The sequence below is a fragment of the Arcticibacterium sp. genome (genome assembly GCF_055134445.1).
The window spans coordinates 1-17,224 of sequence record NZ_JBSRVI010000061.1; the positions used below are offsets into that span (position 1 = coordinate 1).

The 17,224-nt window shown below is 37.2% G+C and carries 15 protein-coding genes; 5 read left to right on the plus strand and 10 right to left on the minus strand.

The window, feature by feature from the left end; all coding sequences use genetic code 11:
• From ACTBZY_RS08180 to ACTBZY_RS08190, 3 genes are all read right to left on the minus strand, one after another.
• Positions 1-1,316, minus strand: a 1,316-nt coding sequence (locus ACTBZY_RS08180) for an NHL repeat-containing protein (protein WP_463045839.1), incomplete at its 3' end; no start/stop codon positions are given.
• A gap of 283 nt (positions 1,317-1,599) precedes the next feature.
• On the minus strand, positions 1,600-2,391 hold the full coding sequence (locus ACTBZY_RS08185) for a ParA family protein (RefSeq protein ID WP_463045840.1): 792 nt from the start codon (positions 2,389-2,391) through the stop codon (positions 1,600-1,602).
• Between the two features lie 29 nt (positions 2,392-2,420).
• Entirely contained in the window at positions 2,421-3,224 is an 804-nt protein-coding gene (locus ACTBZY_RS08190; RefSeq protein ID WP_463045841.1) for a fimbrial biogenesis chaperone, read from the minus strand.
• Between the two features lie 61 nt (positions 3,225-3,285).
• Between ACTBZY_RS08190 and ACTBZY_RS08195 the strand changes: the two genes are divergently transcribed.
• Complete coding sequence (locus ACTBZY_RS08195; RefSeq protein WP_463045842.1) at positions 3,286-3,738, plus strand: hypothetical protein; 453 nt, start codon at positions 3,286-3,288, stop codon at positions 3,736-3,738.
• The gene (locus ACTBZY_RS08200) at positions 3,739-4,236 is read left to right on the plus strand and encodes a hypothetical protein (RefSeq protein ID WP_463045843.1); all 498 of its coding nucleotides are present in this window, start codon (positions 3,739-3,741) and stop codon (positions 4,234-4,236) included.
• A gap of 6 nt (positions 4,237-4,242) precedes the next feature.
• Here ACTBZY_RS08200 and ACTBZY_RS08205 read toward each other — a convergent pair whose 3' ends face one another.
• The 6 genes from ACTBZY_RS08205 to ACTBZY_RS08230 all read right to left on the minus strand — a co-directional run bounded on the left by ACTBZY_RS08205 (position 4,243) and on the right by ACTBZY_RS08230 (position 10,923).
• Positions 4,243-7,005 (minus strand): hypothetical protein, encoded by a 2,763-nt coding sequence (locus tag ACTBZY_RS08205; protein ID WP_463045844.1) that lies wholly within the window; start codon positions 7,003-7,005, stop codon positions 4,243-4,245.
• Positions 7,006-7,078: 73 nt separating this feature from the next.
• Entirely contained in the window at positions 7,079-7,552 is a 474-nt protein-coding gene (locus ACTBZY_RS08210; protein ID WP_463045845.1) for a hypothetical protein, read from the minus strand.
• A 63-nt stretch (positions 7,553-7,615) separates the two neighbouring features.
• A complete protein-coding gene (locus tag ACTBZY_RS08215) occupies positions 7,616-8,128 on the minus strand; it encodes a hypothetical protein (RefSeq protein WP_463045846.1) in 513 nt (170 codons plus the stop codon).
• Positions 8,129-8,594: 466 nt separating this feature from the next.
• Complete coding sequence (locus ACTBZY_RS08220) at positions 8,595-9,095, minus strand: hypothetical protein (RefSeq protein ID WP_463045847.1); 501 nt, start codon at positions 9,093-9,095, stop codon at positions 8,595-8,597.
• Between the two features lie 44 nt (positions 9,096-9,139).
• Positions 9,140-10,117, minus strand: a complete 978-nt coding sequence (locus ACTBZY_RS08225) for a formylglycine-generating enzyme family protein (protein WP_463045848.1) — start codon at positions 10,115-10,117, stop codon at positions 9,140-9,142.
• Positions 10,114-10,923, minus strand: coding sequence for a Rossmann-like and DUF2520 domain-containing protein (locus ACTBZY_RS08230; protein WP_463045849.1), 810 nt, complete (start codon positions 10,921-10,923; stop codon positions 10,114-10,116). The genes ACTBZY_RS08225 and ACTBZY_RS08230 overlap by 4 nt, the downstream gene beginning before the upstream one ends.
• Before the next feature lie 72 nt (positions 10,924-10,995).
• Between ACTBZY_RS08230 and ACTBZY_RS08235 the strand changes: the two genes are divergently transcribed.
• Both ACTBZY_RS08235 and ACTBZY_RS08240 read left to right on the plus strand, forming a co-directional pair.
• Positions 10,996-12,015 carry a DUF3500 domain-containing protein gene (locus tag ACTBZY_RS08235; protein ID WP_463045850.1) on the plus strand — a complete coding sequence of 340 codons (1,020 nt, stop codon included), beginning with the start codon at positions 10,996-10,998 and terminating at the stop codon, positions 12,013-12,015.
• A gap of 74 nt (positions 12,016-12,089) precedes the next feature.
• Entirely contained in the window at positions 12,090-12,944 is an 855-nt protein-coding gene (locus ACTBZY_RS08240; RefSeq protein ID WP_463045851.1) for a dienelactone hydrolase family protein, read from the plus strand.
• Here ACTBZY_RS08240 and ACTBZY_RS08245 read toward each other — a convergent pair.
• Positions 12,934-14,196 (minus strand): 3-deoxy-D-manno-octulosonic acid transferase, encoded by a 1,263-nt coding sequence (locus ACTBZY_RS08245; RefSeq protein WP_463045852.1) that lies wholly within the window; start codon positions 14,194-14,196, stop codon positions 12,934-12,936. The two genes, ACTBZY_RS08240 and ACTBZY_RS08245, sit on opposite strands and share 11 nt — an antisense overlap.
• A gap of 136 nt (positions 14,197-14,332) precedes the next feature.
• On the opposite strand from ACTBZY_RS08245, the gene ACTBZY_RS08250 reads away from it, so the two are divergent.
• The coding region (locus tag ACTBZY_RS08250) for a class I tRNA ligase family protein (protein WP_463045853.1) at positions 14,333-17,224 on the plus strand (2,892 nt) is incomplete at its 3' end.

Here is a 17,224-nt window from a genome sequence, read left to right on the forward strand (position 1 = left end):
TATTTTGCTAAAAAACCATTATAATAACTTGTAGAGCTTACTGGAGCCAATGGATTTGTTCCTAATCCAGGGCCAAATGATAAAGTACCTCGATAATCTCCTGATATATAAATTGCATTGGCAACTGAAGAATAGGCCAATCCTCCCATATTATCGTCATATACGCCACCAGCAGTTTTCACCCATGCCAAACCTCCTCCAGAATAATATTTAGCAATAAAATAATCATCATCACCACGAGATGTAAGACTTACAGCGGCTGCATTTTCTCCAAATGTGGATGTTCCTTGATACCATCCATATAAATAGACATTATTAGAATTATCGCATACCAACCTATATCCACCTTCATCATTGCTTGTGCCACCGGATGTTTTAATCCAGGAGTAAACACCTGCTGAGTTTAGTTTAGCAATAAAAATATCATCTGTATTGCTTATTGAAGTAAAGTTTTGACCATCAAATGCAACTCCACCTTTGTAAAATCCAGTAAAAAATATATTGCCACTTCCGTCGAATGCAACTCCTAAACCCTGACAATGATAACTCCCTGATGAACCCGCAGCTTTAAACCATTGTAAAATTCCTGAAGAGTTATATTTAGCTACAAAAATTTGAGAATAATATGAACTGTTAGTAGTATATGAACTTGAAGAGCCATTTGTTGAATAGAACGTAGTGGTATTTTTTAAATACCCCGTAACAGCAATATTACCTGAAGCATCAATGTCCACGTCCAAAATTTCTTGATCATTTGCACTACCAGCTATTTGAGTTGCCCAAATTAATTCGCCATCTGAATTGTGTTTCACAATATATCCATCATACTCTCCAGCAGCCGTTAGGGTCATACTATTAAAGTTTTTCCCAAAAGTAACAGCTCCTCTAAAACTTCCCACGGAAACTGTATTGCCCGCATTATCTGCTGCAATAGCTTCAGATTTTACGTAATTGTCACTTATTGATTGAAATGCATATGATGAGCTCAAAGGTGTACTGGCAACTACATCTGCTCCAGCACATTCCCAAATAGTACCATTGTAAACTTTCAAACATTTCAGATCAGTATCATAGGCCATCAAACCATTTGCAGGGTTTTGGATTCCATTAATTTGAACAGTCGTCATTCTTGGTGGAAGCATACCTTTATCAGAGCTTCTTACCTCAAAAAGAGCAGAACTATTTATATTATTCTGAGTATTTATATTTGCGACAATACTGCCCTTTTCATCAGAATTTGAAACAGATTGCCCTTTTACCAGTTGAGTTGCAATAAGTAACAGTAAAATATAGCACTTTATTTTAAGACCCTTCATCGATAATAGTTGTTAGAATTTTGAAATGATTTAAGATTAAAAATGATAAATCATAATCTATTTCCAACTTCCAAAGCAACCAACTCTACAAAACAGACAACTGAGCCTATCTTTAGGACAACCTATAACACAATAAAATATTGTTACTTTAAATATTCAAGCAATAAAATAAAAGTTGCTTTTTTTTAGATATGTAATAATTGCCACTGTAAAGTGCATTTACATTGACATACTATCATAAGAACACATTTTGCAGTAAGGCCAATAAAATGTAGGAAAGCCTCTACCCCTTCTTCCTTTTCTTAAGATTGTACTTTTCTAAAAATTCCAAGATTAATCTATCGTATGCTTTAAGACCTATGGAGTCCATTTTTCCTGTGGCAATTACAGGAATTTGACTGGCTGTGGAATCAATAAAATCTGGATCACGAGGAATAAAGGTATCAAAAACCTCGTCTTTAAATTCTTTACGCATTAGATCCATAATGGTTCTTGAAAACTCAGCTTCATCATCAAACATGGTCATCAAAATTCCTTCAACGTAAAGATTAGGCTTTAATCTTCCTTGTAAAATCTTTATGGTATCCAAGAGCATCTGCATGCCCTCCAAACCAAAAAATTCGCACTGAAGTGGGATAATTACAGAATCTGCTGCCACCAAACTATTGATAGGAACAATTCCCAAAGATGGCGGGCAATCAATAAAAATGAAATCATAAAGCGGCTTAATGATTTCTAATTTTTCTGAAAGGATAAACTCCCTTTCTGTAGCCGTAATAAGTTCTATTTCTGCCCCTACCAAATGCTGTGTAGAGGGAATAATATCTAGGTTCCTTCTTTTAGTAGGAATAATGCAATCTTGGATAGGAGCTAAACCAACTAATGCGGCATAAATACTCTTATTGTCATATTCCATATTAATACCCAATGCCACCGTACAAGACGACTGGTAATCGGTATCTATCAGCAACACTTTATAGCCTCGCATAGCAAGACCTACAGACAGGTTTACACTGGTGGTGGTTTTACCTACCCCACCCTTTTGATTTGAAATTGCTATGACTTTTGGTACCATTAAGAAAGCATGGCCCAGTTTTCAGGAGCCTATTTTATCTCTACTATTTGTTCTATTGCTTCTAGAGAATCCGGATTCCCATAGTCCAATATACCAAGCATGGAATATTGGCCTTTTGGCAAGCCCTTCGGCAAATGTAAGGATACAACACGTTTCCCCAATGGGAATATAGGACATTCTTCTATCTCACCTTTAAACTCTTCTCCCGTACTAACGTTGGTCAGCTCTAAATATGTTTTTGTGCGTACCATAACATAACCAGTATTCTTCACTTCCATGTCGAAAACGTTGGCGTCGTCTGGGTTTTGCTTAATATCAACCGCTTTTGCTTCAAATAATTTAAGATTTCCTGGAGTTTGATATAGATGCACACCAAAACGCATAATTTCATTGATTTTCGTTTGGATACCTGTAGAACCTTGACTAACCTTCTCTCTAAACTCCGAACCCTGAATATAAAGCATGGTCCATTTCATAGCTTCCAAATCCTTCTTATTATCTGGAGCATGTAAAGTTACAATGAGCTGACCAGATTCTTTAGGACCTAAATTCAAGAAATTGGTATTTAAAGTCACCCATTTTGAGCATGAATAGGTTTGTGTACCCGCTTCAAAATAAGAATGTGTGCCATCTTCGTTCCTGTTCCAATCGCCCAAGTATATCTCTATCGCTTGACTTTTTTCAGAATTATTCGTGATATTTATGGTTTGAGTTTCAGTATTCCCTATATCACTGAGGCTAAAGTGTAGAGATGTAGGATGAATATTAAAATGCTGAGCAACGCTAAGCTTAGCTATTAATAAAAATGTTATCAAGAAAAAACTTTGTTTCATTTTGAAAATATTATCAGAATCAGTTTTAGTAAAATTAAGGAGGCTCAAACCAACATTCATCTTGAGCATCCTGTTATTTGTATTCAAATTTAATACCGCAAATGCTCAATCCATCGATTTTTCTATTTCTTCGAAAAATTTAGGTTTGATATACCAAAATGAGACAGATTTTGAAATCACCAAGGTCATCTCGGACGCCATTGTTTTGAATATTGGAAAGAACAAAAAAAGTATTTTAGTTTCTGCCCGAACGGTTTCCAACATGAATTATTCCTTTTCAAAAATACCTACAAACATATATGCCTTGAAGCTAACAAACAGCAACATTGCCGTTTCTTCTAACTATGAGCAGCTATACCCATTAGATTTCCCAGACACTAATATACTGGTTCACAATAGGAGTAATAATAAAAACTCCTACTATCATTATGATTTACACGTAGCTCCCATTGGCTTTGAGCATGAGCCTGGGCAATACTTCTATTCTATCATCTTTACACTCTCCGAGCAATAAATGATAAAATACTTCTTTTTAATGGCATTCCCGATGGCAGGATTTGGGCAATTTGGCTCAGGTCAGGGTGTTCAAACTCATTTAGATATCCGGCCATTTATGAGCCTACAGGTTTCTGTAGTCGGTCAAGACCTAAACTATAAATTCGAGCAAGTCCAAGATTTCAGAAACGGCATTCTTAAAAATGATGTATTTAACGTCAAAATCAAATCAAATAGAAACTGGCAGTTAACCATTTCTTCTTTGACTTCTACTTTTCAAGATTATGAAAATGGTCAAAATAGCACATTATCTTCCTCCACATTAAGTCTCAGAAAGGGCTCTTTTAATGTGTTTATACCTATTACAATAAATCAAACAGCAATTGCCACTGGCAGAAGGGGTGGTACGGGAAACGCAAGTAATAATTTCAATTTGGATTTGTTGGCAAACGTTCCGCAATCTCAAAGGAGTGGGCGGTATTCCCTAGATGTGGTTTTTACTTTAACCGCGGATTAAGAAGCCTTAATAAGAGCCCGCTTTTTTGATATTCAGTTTTCTACCTTTCTCTTTAACAGTGAAAATCAAAGATGGCTGGTTTTCGGAATCTAATTTTACCTCTTCTAGAACTCTATCAAAATGCATCCTTTCATCTAAGACCGTTGTAGGCATTTTAATGGTATAATTCCCCTCCACTAAATTAAAAAAGAAAAGTCCCTCTTGGTTGGTGATGGTTTGAAATGACTCACCATGAACATTTGTGGCAATGATTCTTAAACCTGAAAGTTTTACTGTTGACATTAACGAATAGTTAGAAGCCTCATAAACAATTTTACCAGAGATTACCTTAGAGGTCTTAAAAGGAACAACCAACTCTCTGTTTCTTTTTAAAGAGATGGTGTCTGATAACAATTTAGGCGGCATCCACCCTTTTTGATTTGTAATAGGACTAAAATCGATAATATAATCGCCCTTTTCCACGTTTTTCATGAAGATATCTCCATTATTATTACTCCTCAAATGGTTCCCATTAACTTTTACATTGGCTTGCCTCAAAGGCTCTTCACCTTTATCCCAAACATTATTATTATTGGCATCTTTAAACATTCTTACTTTTAGATTAGTGTATCTCTTCACGAAAGGTAAGGGTAGATCAATGAGCTTCTTCAAAGAAAGTGTTACAAATGGAGACTCAGCTGTTTTGAGGAGATTCATAGAAGAAGTCAATCCAAAACTCCATTTTTTATTAGGGGAGTCAAACTCCAAATCAGTTCTAATATTTAAATTCTTTGAAGAATAGCTCGACATATCAAAATAACTGGCAGATACTCTTGCTTTTAGCGTCTTGCGATCATCAGAATTCCAGTATACGCTGTAATGCTGACGTTTCATTTGATTTCCTGTTTTATATTGATACAAATAATCAAAATAATAAGACGGGCCATGCTCATACCTCAGTGTGTAGCCGAAAGATTTAAACCTGCCGTTTAGCATAGCATTATATGAAACCACTTTTTCTCCTCTACTATCTCCTTCCATAAAACGAGAGTTAATAGCATGGACAGTCAAAATTTGGTCTGTAATCGCATTCTTTAAAAAATAACTTAAGGACACTTTCTGACCTTCGATACTAGGGTTTGAGTTCAACCCTTCATCCCGAATCATGCTTGAGCTATTCTGGACTTGATAGGTGTTTCCTGCTTTCACTAAAAGTTTACCATAGCCCATTTTAAATGCCAATTGCCCCCCGTATTCCTTGTTTTCATTGGTTGTCAAACTATAAGAATCGCTAAAGTCACTATTATAAATTTCGGGAATCCGTTTCATTACATTTCCAAATCCACCGAGCTGAAGAGGACCAAAAACCAGCATCAAATCGTGGTTTTGATAGTTTAATCCGCGATTTACGCCAGGAAACCATTTAGAAGAAAATTGGAAATTAGACCTAAACGAATGGTGTTTTTTAGCAGTATTAAAAACATAACCGCCGGTAAATCCTTTATTAATAACACCAATCTTGGCCGCTTTCTCTCCGCTGTACCCTGCCTTTATTTGCAGTCGAGAATTATCTCGAAATACTAAAGCATAGGTATGAAGCCCAAAAGAACTCACTACACCGGTTTCGACATTTCTATTATGCAGAGCTTCCGTTAAGATTTTTCCCTTTTGCGAAAGGCTAATTTCCTGTCTAAGTCCCGTAACACTTCCGTCGTTAAATTTATTTTTTACACTTAATATTTGATACGTTTTATTATCATCTCTAAAACCAGCCCGAACTCCCAATCCACTAATCTGAGTGTACATAAAATCTTGAATGGTGCCCAATTGTAAATCTAATTTTGGAGAATTATAATTAAGGATATAGTAACTGTTTAGATCATTATAAGAACCATCCCTTATGTTAAATCGGGTATTGAAACTTAACGTTCTTCTATTGCTTAACTTTAAGGCACCATTGGCCTCTAAAAATTGGGTGATTGAGCTACCCTTGGCCAAATTAACACCGGTCCATCGAAACTCCATTGGCATAAAGTAATTTTGAAACTCGTGAGCTTTAAACTCATTTGAAACAATAAATATTTTTTGATGCAAAACCTTCTGAGAATTCCTTGATTGGATTAGAATAGCTATTTCATCATTTATCTCTTCTAAATTTCTACTTCTTACGCCTACGGTTATGAGGGTATCTGTTCCCGGCTTTAATATGAGCTGATTTCCTTTGCTAGGCAAGGTTAGCCTTAATTTGGAATCAAAGGAGAAATCAAAAAGTTCTGATCTATTTCCAGAATTTGTAATTCTAAAGCTAAATTCCGGAAGGACATCCTGGTCTGAACTATAAATTACAGATTCGTCCAAAGTTCCACGCCAATTTGTAACGGCTTCCATTGTAACTTCGAAAATCTTATAAATTAAAGAACCCGTTACTGGGTCTTCTATCGTTATTCTTACAGGATAAACTCTCCCGGCCGATAGTCCAGAAGAGGCCTTAATACGAAAAGCCAAAATACTGTTATGTCCTTCAGAAATACTCACATAAGAAGGCATAGGATGCAATAAGGACAAACCAGAAGGAAGATCTATTTTGAGACCCAGTTCCAACAGGTTTCCAGAATGGTTAATAATAGTTAAAGAGTTAAATCCGTACTGGCCTGTGGAAAGACTCAGAGAGTCCTTAATAAGACTCGCAGAAAAGCGACCATCTGCAGCAATTCCTTCCTGGCCAAAACCAATAAGGGCATACATTGCCAAGACGCTTGTCAAAAGCGATATTTTTATTTTATTCAGCACGTAATTATTTTTTTAAGAAAGCAAGTAAAGAGTGAGAGGGTCAGTAGCTCCCACTCTTATAAAAATACAAGACTTAGTCGGTTGTCATGGTAATGTAAACAGTTGTACTGTATTCACCAGCTGCATATTCCCATTTACCAGTTCCTAAATCTACATCATAAGATAATTCAACTTCTGGGTAACTTCCAGCAGTTCCAGACTCTACCTCTACCTTATTATCTACACCTATGCCAATAGCCTTAGAGTTGACAGTAAGAACAGATATAGGAATGTTAAGCGTCTCATCTGCAGCTTCTATAAAGTTAGAGCTCGCGTAAACATCAATACCCCAAGCTGAGTTGGCTTGGATACTCAAAGATTTTGTTTGCGATTCGTGGCTATTTGCTTCAATGGCATCTGCGTTTGCAAATGAGAAACTAATGCCGTTCTCATCACCTAATTCAAGCTCCGCCACCGACGAAATACTAATGTTCACTTGGTGAGAACTTTGAGAAAATCCAGTAAAAGATACTAATGCTAATCCGATTGAAAATAGTGTTTTTTTCATTTTCATTTTTTTGTTAATAATTGAAATTCATTAGGACGATGCACATAAGTCAGGTTAGATTCTTTACTGAGCCGATGCCGTATAAAAAACATTTATAAAGTATAAGCCCTCGGGATAATTAAAACCAGGGTTGGCGAAGTAATCCACAGAAATTCCATGTCCATTATCTTTGTAAGCCCCGGGTGTTCCTGTTGCTATTTCAAAGGGTTCCGAGTAAGATAGTGCACTATATTCTGTGGCACCACTTTTACGAAACTGTAAAACCTCTGATGGCATATTCGGATTGACCGGATTGTTAACATTGAAATAGGAGAATAATGGGAAACCTGCGGAAACTGTCAACTTCCAATTCTGATTGGCCTGAATCTGAAGCATTGCTTGGTTTGCTTTAAACACGCCTTCCTCTAAATCCTTTTTAGATGTAAGAGAAATATGTCTAATAGCAGACGTGCCATTTACAAACTTTAAATCCAATGCGGGGTTTATGCCTATGGATACTTGATGGGCACCTTGCCCATAAGTAAGTTTGGAAACAGCAAACAATACCAAAAGCATTGTTGTGACTTTTCCTAACATACGTCCGTTTTTTGTGAATCCTTTTTGGACTATAAACACTTCATGTGATCTTCATGCAACGTTTTAAAAACCAGAAAAAATTCGATTAAATAAATCAAAAAACTAAAACAGTTAATGTTCATAATCCATGGCTTAGAACATTCCGTTGAATCATATATCACTAATTCTGTGCCAATTGAAAGTACCAACGTGCTTTTTCTCTATACGAAATAGAATTAATAAACCTGAACAAAGGATAGCGGGTAAAGGATAATAGTCGACACAATACTACACTTCGTCAACTAATTGATTCATTAATAGCAGTCTAATACAATATAATAAATTTCGAATTCTCTATATAATTGCTCTTGGGAAGGGCAAAAAAAAATGATTCTAAATATTTTCTATTTAGAATCATTAAAAATAAAAAGAACACTAAAGTCTTCGAAAAAGACAATAATCATCAAAATTCTAAGGGAAATATAAACTAATTGGGACTCACGGTTAGTACCACATTCATGGTATAAATACCTGCAGAATAGCCTATACCAGGATTGGCTTGATAATCGAGGTTGAATTCATTCTGCCCACCAAAGTCTCCAGAGCTTCCAGATTTAATAGGAGTGGGTAACGTAGCCAAGGTTTGAAATTCGTTTGGAGAGTTTCCTTCTTTTATTTTTAATATAGAGCACGGCATATCCGTACTACTTCCTTCACCTATATTTGTAAAAAACGCATTCTTAGCTCTAACAGACACTACCCATTCGTTATTAGATCTTACCTGATAACTACCTACCCCCCACTTTGTAATTCCACTTACTATTTGGCTCACATCATCAAACTTAAAATCCGTCTGTTCTAGCTTTGTAGGCTTTGCTCTAATTTCAGTAAACTCATTGATATGAATATTTACGGTATGAGAAGCTTGAGCCTCTGCATACTGAGTAAAAAGTGTCAAGGAAATAAAAATGTATAATTTATTCATCATTTTAACGCTGTAATGGTTCACATTTTACCCAAAGTACATGACATTTATAAGTCTTTTACACACCTAAAACCAACATGAAATAAGCTTGTTTCTGGAGAAGAAGAAGACCTGCCAGAAACCCTGTATCCATGACACCAACTAGGCTCACAAAGGAAAGAACCTCCTCTTTCTGCTTTTTCCCCTTTAAAGGTAGAGGGAATATCTTCCATAATTAAGGAGCGATAGTCAAAAAGATAATTTGAGCACCACTCCCATACATTTCCAGAAAGATCTGTTAAGCCAATAGGGCTTTCTCCAAATTGCCCTACCGGAGAAGTCTCGGCAAAAGAATCTGTATTTTCATTAAAGTTGGGGAAGGTACCTTGCCATACATTCGCTAAATATTTTCCATTTTCTGATATTTGGTTACCCCAAGCATATATATCTCTGGAGTTGCTTCCGTTTCTAGCGGCATGCTCCCACTCTATTTCATGTGGTAATCTTTTACCTGCCCATGTGGCATAAGCCGTAGCATCATTCCAAGAAACTTGGGTTACTGGATGGTCGTCTCCTGCTTTAGGAAAGTCCTTTCCTAATGGGTATTCCCAATTCGCCCCATCCTTTAGAATCCAGTTTTTATCTGTGGATTCATGTATTATACCGGCATTGCCAAATTTATCCGCTTCTGTTTTATAATCCGTGGCTTCCACAAACTTCCTAAACTCGGCTACGGTCACTGGCGACTTATCCATAAAAAAAGGTTTTATTCTTGCCCAAAACATCGGTCTTTCATGCTCAAAACCTTCTTCTGAACCTATTCTTACATTGCCGCCATTTATAGCCACCATTTTATCCGGTGCTTTTTCGGTATTAGGAATAGCGGCTCCCTCACTTGGCTCCTTTAAACCCACATATGTTATCGTACCAGGCAGTTCCGCTCTTGGATTAAAAGAAGGCTCTTCTGTTTTTTCTTCTTTTGATTGAGATGTGCCACAGCTTGTAATTCCTACGGCAATAAAAATTAGAATTAATACTTTTTTCATTGATACCAGTCTTGAATACTCTTTGTTAAGACGTTATACACCTCTAGGAGGTCTTCATCCTCTTTTAAAATTTCTCTATGTTTATCTATTGTACTAAAATCATCTCTAATGGCTGGCCCCGTCTGAACCTCCGCTGGGTGATTTGCTTTCATACCTTTCTTAAACGTTTCATTTATCAAGGGCTTTAAAAGGTCAAAATCGAGTTCAGAATCTTCCAAAATCTCTTTTCCTAGGGCCAATAAATGGTTGGTAAAGTTACAACTAAAAACTGCTCCAACATGCAAAACAGAACGTTGAATAGAGTTTACGAAGTAAATTTTATCTGAAATTCTTGAGGCCAAATCACTTAGAATATCCTGAGTACTTTTATCTTCTGCTTCCAAACAAACAGGCACTTCCCTAAAATTGACTTTTAAACCACGAGTAAAAGTCATTAAAGGATATAGCACGCCCACTTTAACATTGGGGTTTGTATAGGATGCTTTAAGCAAAACATTCATATCCCTAGCTCCCGATGTATGAATCAATAACTTATTCGGGGGAAGAATAACTTGGCTAGCTACAGCTTCAATGGCGTCATCGGAAACTGCAAGAATAAAAATATCGGAAGGGCTATTTGAGAAATCTAGATCTGTTTTGACTTTCACATCATAAAGGTAGCCCGTAATAGCTTCTACCTTTTTCTTATCTCTACCAAAAACCTCCGCTACCCTAACCCCTTTTTCTTCAAAAACATTGACCAAGTGCCATGCAATATTTCCAGATCCTATAATACTTACCGTCATTTGCCAGCCTTTATTTTTCATTGACTTTTACAAGGTATTTTTAATTCCAATCAATATATATAGATTGAACAATATTTCAACCCTCCTAAAACGATGAAAAAACTAATTGTATTGATTTTATGCTTCTCTGTATCCTGCGGAGTCGCTCAAAAAAACACCAATTCCGAAATCTTAAAGGCTTCAGAAAAATTTCTCAATACACTTTCTAAAGAACAAAAAGCGGAAGCCATTTTTAGCTTTACTGACAAAGAAAGAAAAAATTGGTTCTATACGCCTGTCCCAAGAAACGGTCTAGACTACCGCAAACTCTCTGATGACCAAAAGAAACTAGCCATGAATGTGTTGTATGCCTCTCTCAGTGCAGAAGGAACCAAAACGGCACTTGCCATTATGCAGTTAGAGGGTGTTTTACACGTTTTGGAAAACAGACCAACAGATAGCGACCACCGCGACCCACAGAAATACTATTTCTCATTTTTCGGAACTCCAGATGCTCATAAAAACTGGGCTTGGAGAATAGAAGGTCACCATCTATCCCTTAACTATTCTTCCGAAAAAGGTAAAATTGACTCTGCTACACCCCTATTCTTCGGAACTAATCCTGCCAGAGTACCCGCGGGAATGCCCCTGCCAGAAGGCACGGAGGTCTTAAGAGATGAAACAGCTATGGGATTTGCCTTTATAAAGTCTTTAGACTCCCAGCAACATGCCAAAGCAAAAATCAACGATAAAGCACCTTATGATGTAGTAAGCTCAAACAAGGCTCTGGCAGAGATAAACCAAAACGAAGGGATTGCTTTCGGGGAAATGAGTAAAGAACAACAGCTAGAACTTATGAAAATTATTAGCCATCATGTGAAAAGAGCTCCGAATGGCTTTGCAAATGAATTCATGAAAAAGATCGAAGCCGCAGGTTTAGAAAAACTGCACTTTGTGTGGATGGGTGGCGAAAAATGGGGCGAAGGACATTATTACAGAATTCATAACCCAGTACTTTTAATAGAATACGACTGCACACAAAACGACAATAATCATGTGCATTCTGTGGTTCGTGACCTCACAAATGACTGGGGCGAAGATGTCATAGCCAAACATATCAATGAGTCACATTAGAACTTAAAAAGATGAAAATTGTTAATCATTTCGAATGCCTCTTTTCTGAATTCCAATTAAATAACGAATAGATTATGTTTAAACTATATGCTTTTTTTCTTCTCTTTTGGACCTTTTTCGGCTTTCAAAGTCAACCCGAGCTAGAAAAGGAAATCACTATGTGTCATAATGTAATGCCAGCGAGCATGGCAGACTTCGTCAATGACCCTGAGTTCATAAAAATGCACCCATCTCCAATTGAAATCAATTTTAAAGTCCTAGGTGATGAAATAAAAATCACTTCGCCAGATGGAAAGGATGCATCTGGCTATTTCATTAAATCCACTTCAAACAGCAATAAATGGCTGTTGGTTTACCAAGAATGGTGGGGATTAAATGACCATATTAGAAACGAGGCAAATACTTACTTTAAAGATCTTAATGGTAAGGTAAATGTATTGGCTCTTGACATGTATGATGGCAAAACGACTACAAACCCAGAAGTAGCCGGAAAACTAATGGGTGGTGCAGACCAAACAAGACTAGAAAACATCATGAAAGCTGGAATTAACTATGCTGGTCCTAAAGCAAAAATTGCGAGTGTGGGATGGTGTTTTGGTGGTGGCCTATCTCTTAGGTCTGCTCTTCTAGAGGGTCAGCAGGCTGTGGGTACTGTAATGTATTATGGCATGCCTGTTCAAGATGTGGAGCAGCTAAAAACGTTAAACTCAGATGTACTTGGACTTTTTGCTACAGAAAAATGGATTAGTAAGGATGTCATTGAGACTTTTGCGGCTAATATGAAAAAGGCCGACAAAAAGTTGACTTATAAAATTTTTGATGCGGTGCACGGTTTTGCAAATCCGAGTAATGCCAAACACGACCCTGAAGCCACTAAAGTGGCCAATAAAATGACAATGGATTATTTGAAGGCGAAGTTTAAGGTTTAAGAATTCTCGAATTTTCTATCCAATTTAAAATCACATCGGTAGCCCCGGTGTGATTTTTGACATATACAGCAGTGATGTTTTTTGTTTCTTGATATTTCGAAGCGTCCCTAAGCAGCTCCTCCATAATTTGATTGAAATCATCAAAACCCGAAATACTAAAAGCTCCCTTCTCTTCCATTAAGTCCTTAGCTTCCTGAAATTTCTTGAAAGCTTTATCTCCAAAAAATATAGGCATTCCGAAAGTCGCCGCTTCCAATATATTATGAAGCCCAGTGGCAAAACCTCCACCAATAAATGCAAATTCACCATACTGATAAAGCGAAGAAAGCATGCCCACATTGTCAATTATCAGAACATCATATTTAGCTAAATTTGAATGTGTCTCTGCCTTTGAAAATCTAATTACAGACTTATCCCTCATTTGGCTCTCCCATTCGCTCATCTGCTTGTCTTTGATTTCGTGAGGAGCTAAAATGAATTTCAAATCTTTTGATTTATTAATAAAAGGAATGAGCACCTCCATATCTTCTGGCCAAACAGAACCACCCACCAAAGTCTTTTTATCATTTTTGAAAACCTTCGCCACATCTATCTCACGAATAGTTTTTAAAGTATCTGCTACACGGTCAAACCTAGTATCACCAGCTACTTCTACATTATTTTGACTAATCTTCCTTAGCAAATCTTCTGATTCTTGATTTTGCACAAAAAACTTGTCTATCTGTAAAAGTGGTTTTCTGGCAAAGCCACCAAATGATTTAAAATATGTTTGACTTGGTCTAAAAATAGTCGAGAAAGAAACTAAAGGAACTTGTCTTTCTTTCAAACCTGCTATGAAGTTTCGCCAAAACTCGTATTTGACAAAAAATGCAATATCAGGCTGAAAAGCTTCTGAAAATCGTTTCACATTAGATTTTAAGTCAAGTGGCAGATAGCAAATAATGTCGGCCTCGGCATAGTTTTTCCTTACCTCATAACCAGAAGGCGAAAAAAAAGTTAATAATATCTGATGCTTTGGATGCTTCTTTTTGAAGGCTTCTATTACGGGTCTCCCCTGCTCAAACTCCCCTAAAGAAGCACAATGAAACCAAGCCAAAGGCTTGCTTAGATCTCTTTTTGAAACAACATCCTTCCAATTGTTTTGACCAGCAGAACGAAGCTTGGCTTTTGAGCTGAATAAGCTCACTATCTTGATACCCAAATTGAAAAAATGGATAGAAAATGAATATAGTACGTCCAGAATGAAAGTCATTTTGAAAAATTAAACACAAATATACCACATATGCCAAGTTTGAAACCTTTATAATACTGAATTCCCTATCTTTGCCCACCATTTCAAAAGCCGGAGTTCCGGTTCAAGTTTTTACACCAAATTGGTAAGTTTTTAGATGAAATATCCTGAGTATAAGTCGGTCAATTACGCTGACGTAGCAGACGAAGTTTTAGCATTTTGGAAATCTGAAAATGTCTTCAAGAAATCTATTGAAGAGCGTGAAGGAAATAAAACCTTTACCTTCTATGAAGGTCCGCCTTCGGCAAATGGAACCCCTGGCATTCACCATGTGATGGCCAGAACCATAAAAGATATTTTTTGTCGCTATCAAACGCTCAAAGGATTTCAAGTAAACCGTAAAGGTGGTTGGGATACACACGGACTTCCAGTAGAACTTCAAGTCGAAAAAGAACTTGGAATAACTAAAGAGGATATAGGAAAGAAAATTTCCGTAGCCGAGTATAACCAAAAATGCCGTGAAGCGGTTATGCGATTTACTGGTATCTGGCAAGACATGACAGATAAAATGGGCTACTGGGTAGACATGGAAGACCCATATATCACTTACAAAAACGAGTACATTGAGTCTGTATGGAGTTTGCTAAAAAAACTATACGACAAAGACTTACTATATAAAGGATACACCATTCAGCCTTATTCTCCTGCTGCAGGCACTGGACTTTCTTCGCATGAAATTAACCAACCAGGAGCCTACCAAGATGTGACAGACACCTCTATGACAGCTCAGTTTAAGCTAACAAAAGACAAAAAATCAGCTTTTGTTTTTGATGCCGCAGGCAATGATGAAGTATTTGTTTTAGCATGGACCACCACTCCTTGGACGCTGCCATCAAACACGGCGTTGACCATAGGTAAAAACATTGAGTATGCTTTGGTTAAAACCTTCAACCCATACACTTTCTTGCCTGTGAATGTTATTTTGGCGAAAGACTTACTAGGAAAGCATTTTTCAGAAAAAGGAAAAGATGGTGACTTTGAAGGTTTTGAAGCTTCAAACAAAAAACTAATCCCGTGGACAGTAGAAGCTGTTTTTAAAGGTTCTGAAATAGAAGGCCTAAACTATGAGCAACTACTGCCTTACGTAAAGCCTAATGGAGATGCTTTTAAAATAATCATAGGTGACTTTGTGACTACTGAAGATGGTACTGGTGTGGTGCACACCGCTCCAACTTTTGGTGCCGATGACTTTAGAGTAGCTCAGCAAAATGGCATTGGTGCCATAATGGTCAAAGATGAAGCAGGCAAAGACATGCCCTTGGTTGACCGTAAAGGACGTTTTGTGAAAGAAGTAACTGATTTTGCCTTAGAATATGTAAAAGCAGAATACTATACCGAGGCTGAACTAGAAACCGAAAAGAAAAAACAAGAACGAGAGAAATACCTTTCTGTAGACGAAAGGATTTCTATAAAACTGAAAGAGGAAAACAGAGCATTCAATGTCCAAAAATATGTTCACTCCTACCCGCACTGTTGGCGTACAGATAAACCAATTTTATACTATCCGTTAGATAGCTGGTTTGTGAAAACTACGGCTGTAAAAGATAGATTAGCAGAACTTAACAAGCAGATTAACTGGAAACCTGAATCTACAGGTTCTGGAAGGTTTGGCAACTGGTTAGAAAACTTGGTGGACTGGAATCTTTCTCGTTCAAGATTTTGGGGAACACCGCTTCCTATCTGGAAAAACGAAGATGATGAAATACTTTGCATTGGCTCTGTGGACGAACTTAGCCTTGAAATTGATAAAGCAATTGAGGCTGGGTTTATGACAAAAAACTATTTGGAGACTCAACCTCACCCCCTGCCCCTCTCCGGGGGAGAGGGGCTTTTTGACGAAAACAAGTTTTCTTCTGATAATGCTCGAATTAGTGGAACATTTGACTCCGGAGGTGAGCTTCGAGAAGCTTTGGTTTTTACCGCTGAAACGAAGAAATGGTTGTTTAATCTAAAGGCCAATGCAAGAGAGAATAGAAAGAATGCTACACAAGCTGAAGATGCGTTCTGGCAATTATGTAGAAATAACAATTTAGGTGAGAAATTCAGACGTCAACATGCCATTGCAGACTTCATTGTGGACTTTGTGTGTATAAAACATAATCTAGTTGTAGAAATTGATGGGGAAATTCACGATTCTGAGGAAGCAATTAAATATGATAATTACCGAACGGCCTATTTAAACCAAAAGGGTTTTAGCGTTATAAGATTTAAAAATGCCGAAGTACTCAACAATATCGAAGATGTAAAGGAAAGAGTTCTGAAAGAACTTGAAAAAGCTCCCCTCTCTACCGGAGAGGGGCAGGGGGTGAGGTCGAACTACGAAAATTTCGATCTACACCGCCCATATGTAGATGATGTAGTCCTCGTTTCTAAAACAGGTAAAAAACTTTTCCGTGAGCCAGACTTGATAGATGTTTGGTTTGACTCAGGAGCCATGCCTTATGCTCAGTGGCATTATCCATTTGAAAATGAAAGCACTTTTGATAAATCCTTCCCGGCAGACTTTATCTCTGAAGGTGTAGACCAAACACGTGGTTGGTTCTTTACGCTTCATGCCATTTCTGGGATGCTTTTTGACTCTGTTGCTTTTAAAAATGTAGTTTCTACAGGTCTGGTTTTGGATGCCAAAGGCAATAAAATGTCTAAGAGACTTGGCAATGCTGTTGACCCATTTGAGACTTTAAAAAATTATGGAGCCGACCCTACCAGATGGTACATGATTACCAATGCTCAGCCTTGGGACAATCTTAAATTTAACTTAGATGGCATTACGGAAGCTAGAAACAAGTTCTTTGGAACATTGACAAACACCTATAATTTCTTTGCTCTTTATGCCAACCTTGACAATTATAATTTTACAGGAGAAATTGACCTATCAAAAGCAACCGAATTAGATAAATGGGTACTTTCTAAACTTCAAACACTGATTAAAGAAGTGGACGAAGCTTATGAGACTTATGAGCCTACCAAAGCCGGTAGAGCCATTCAG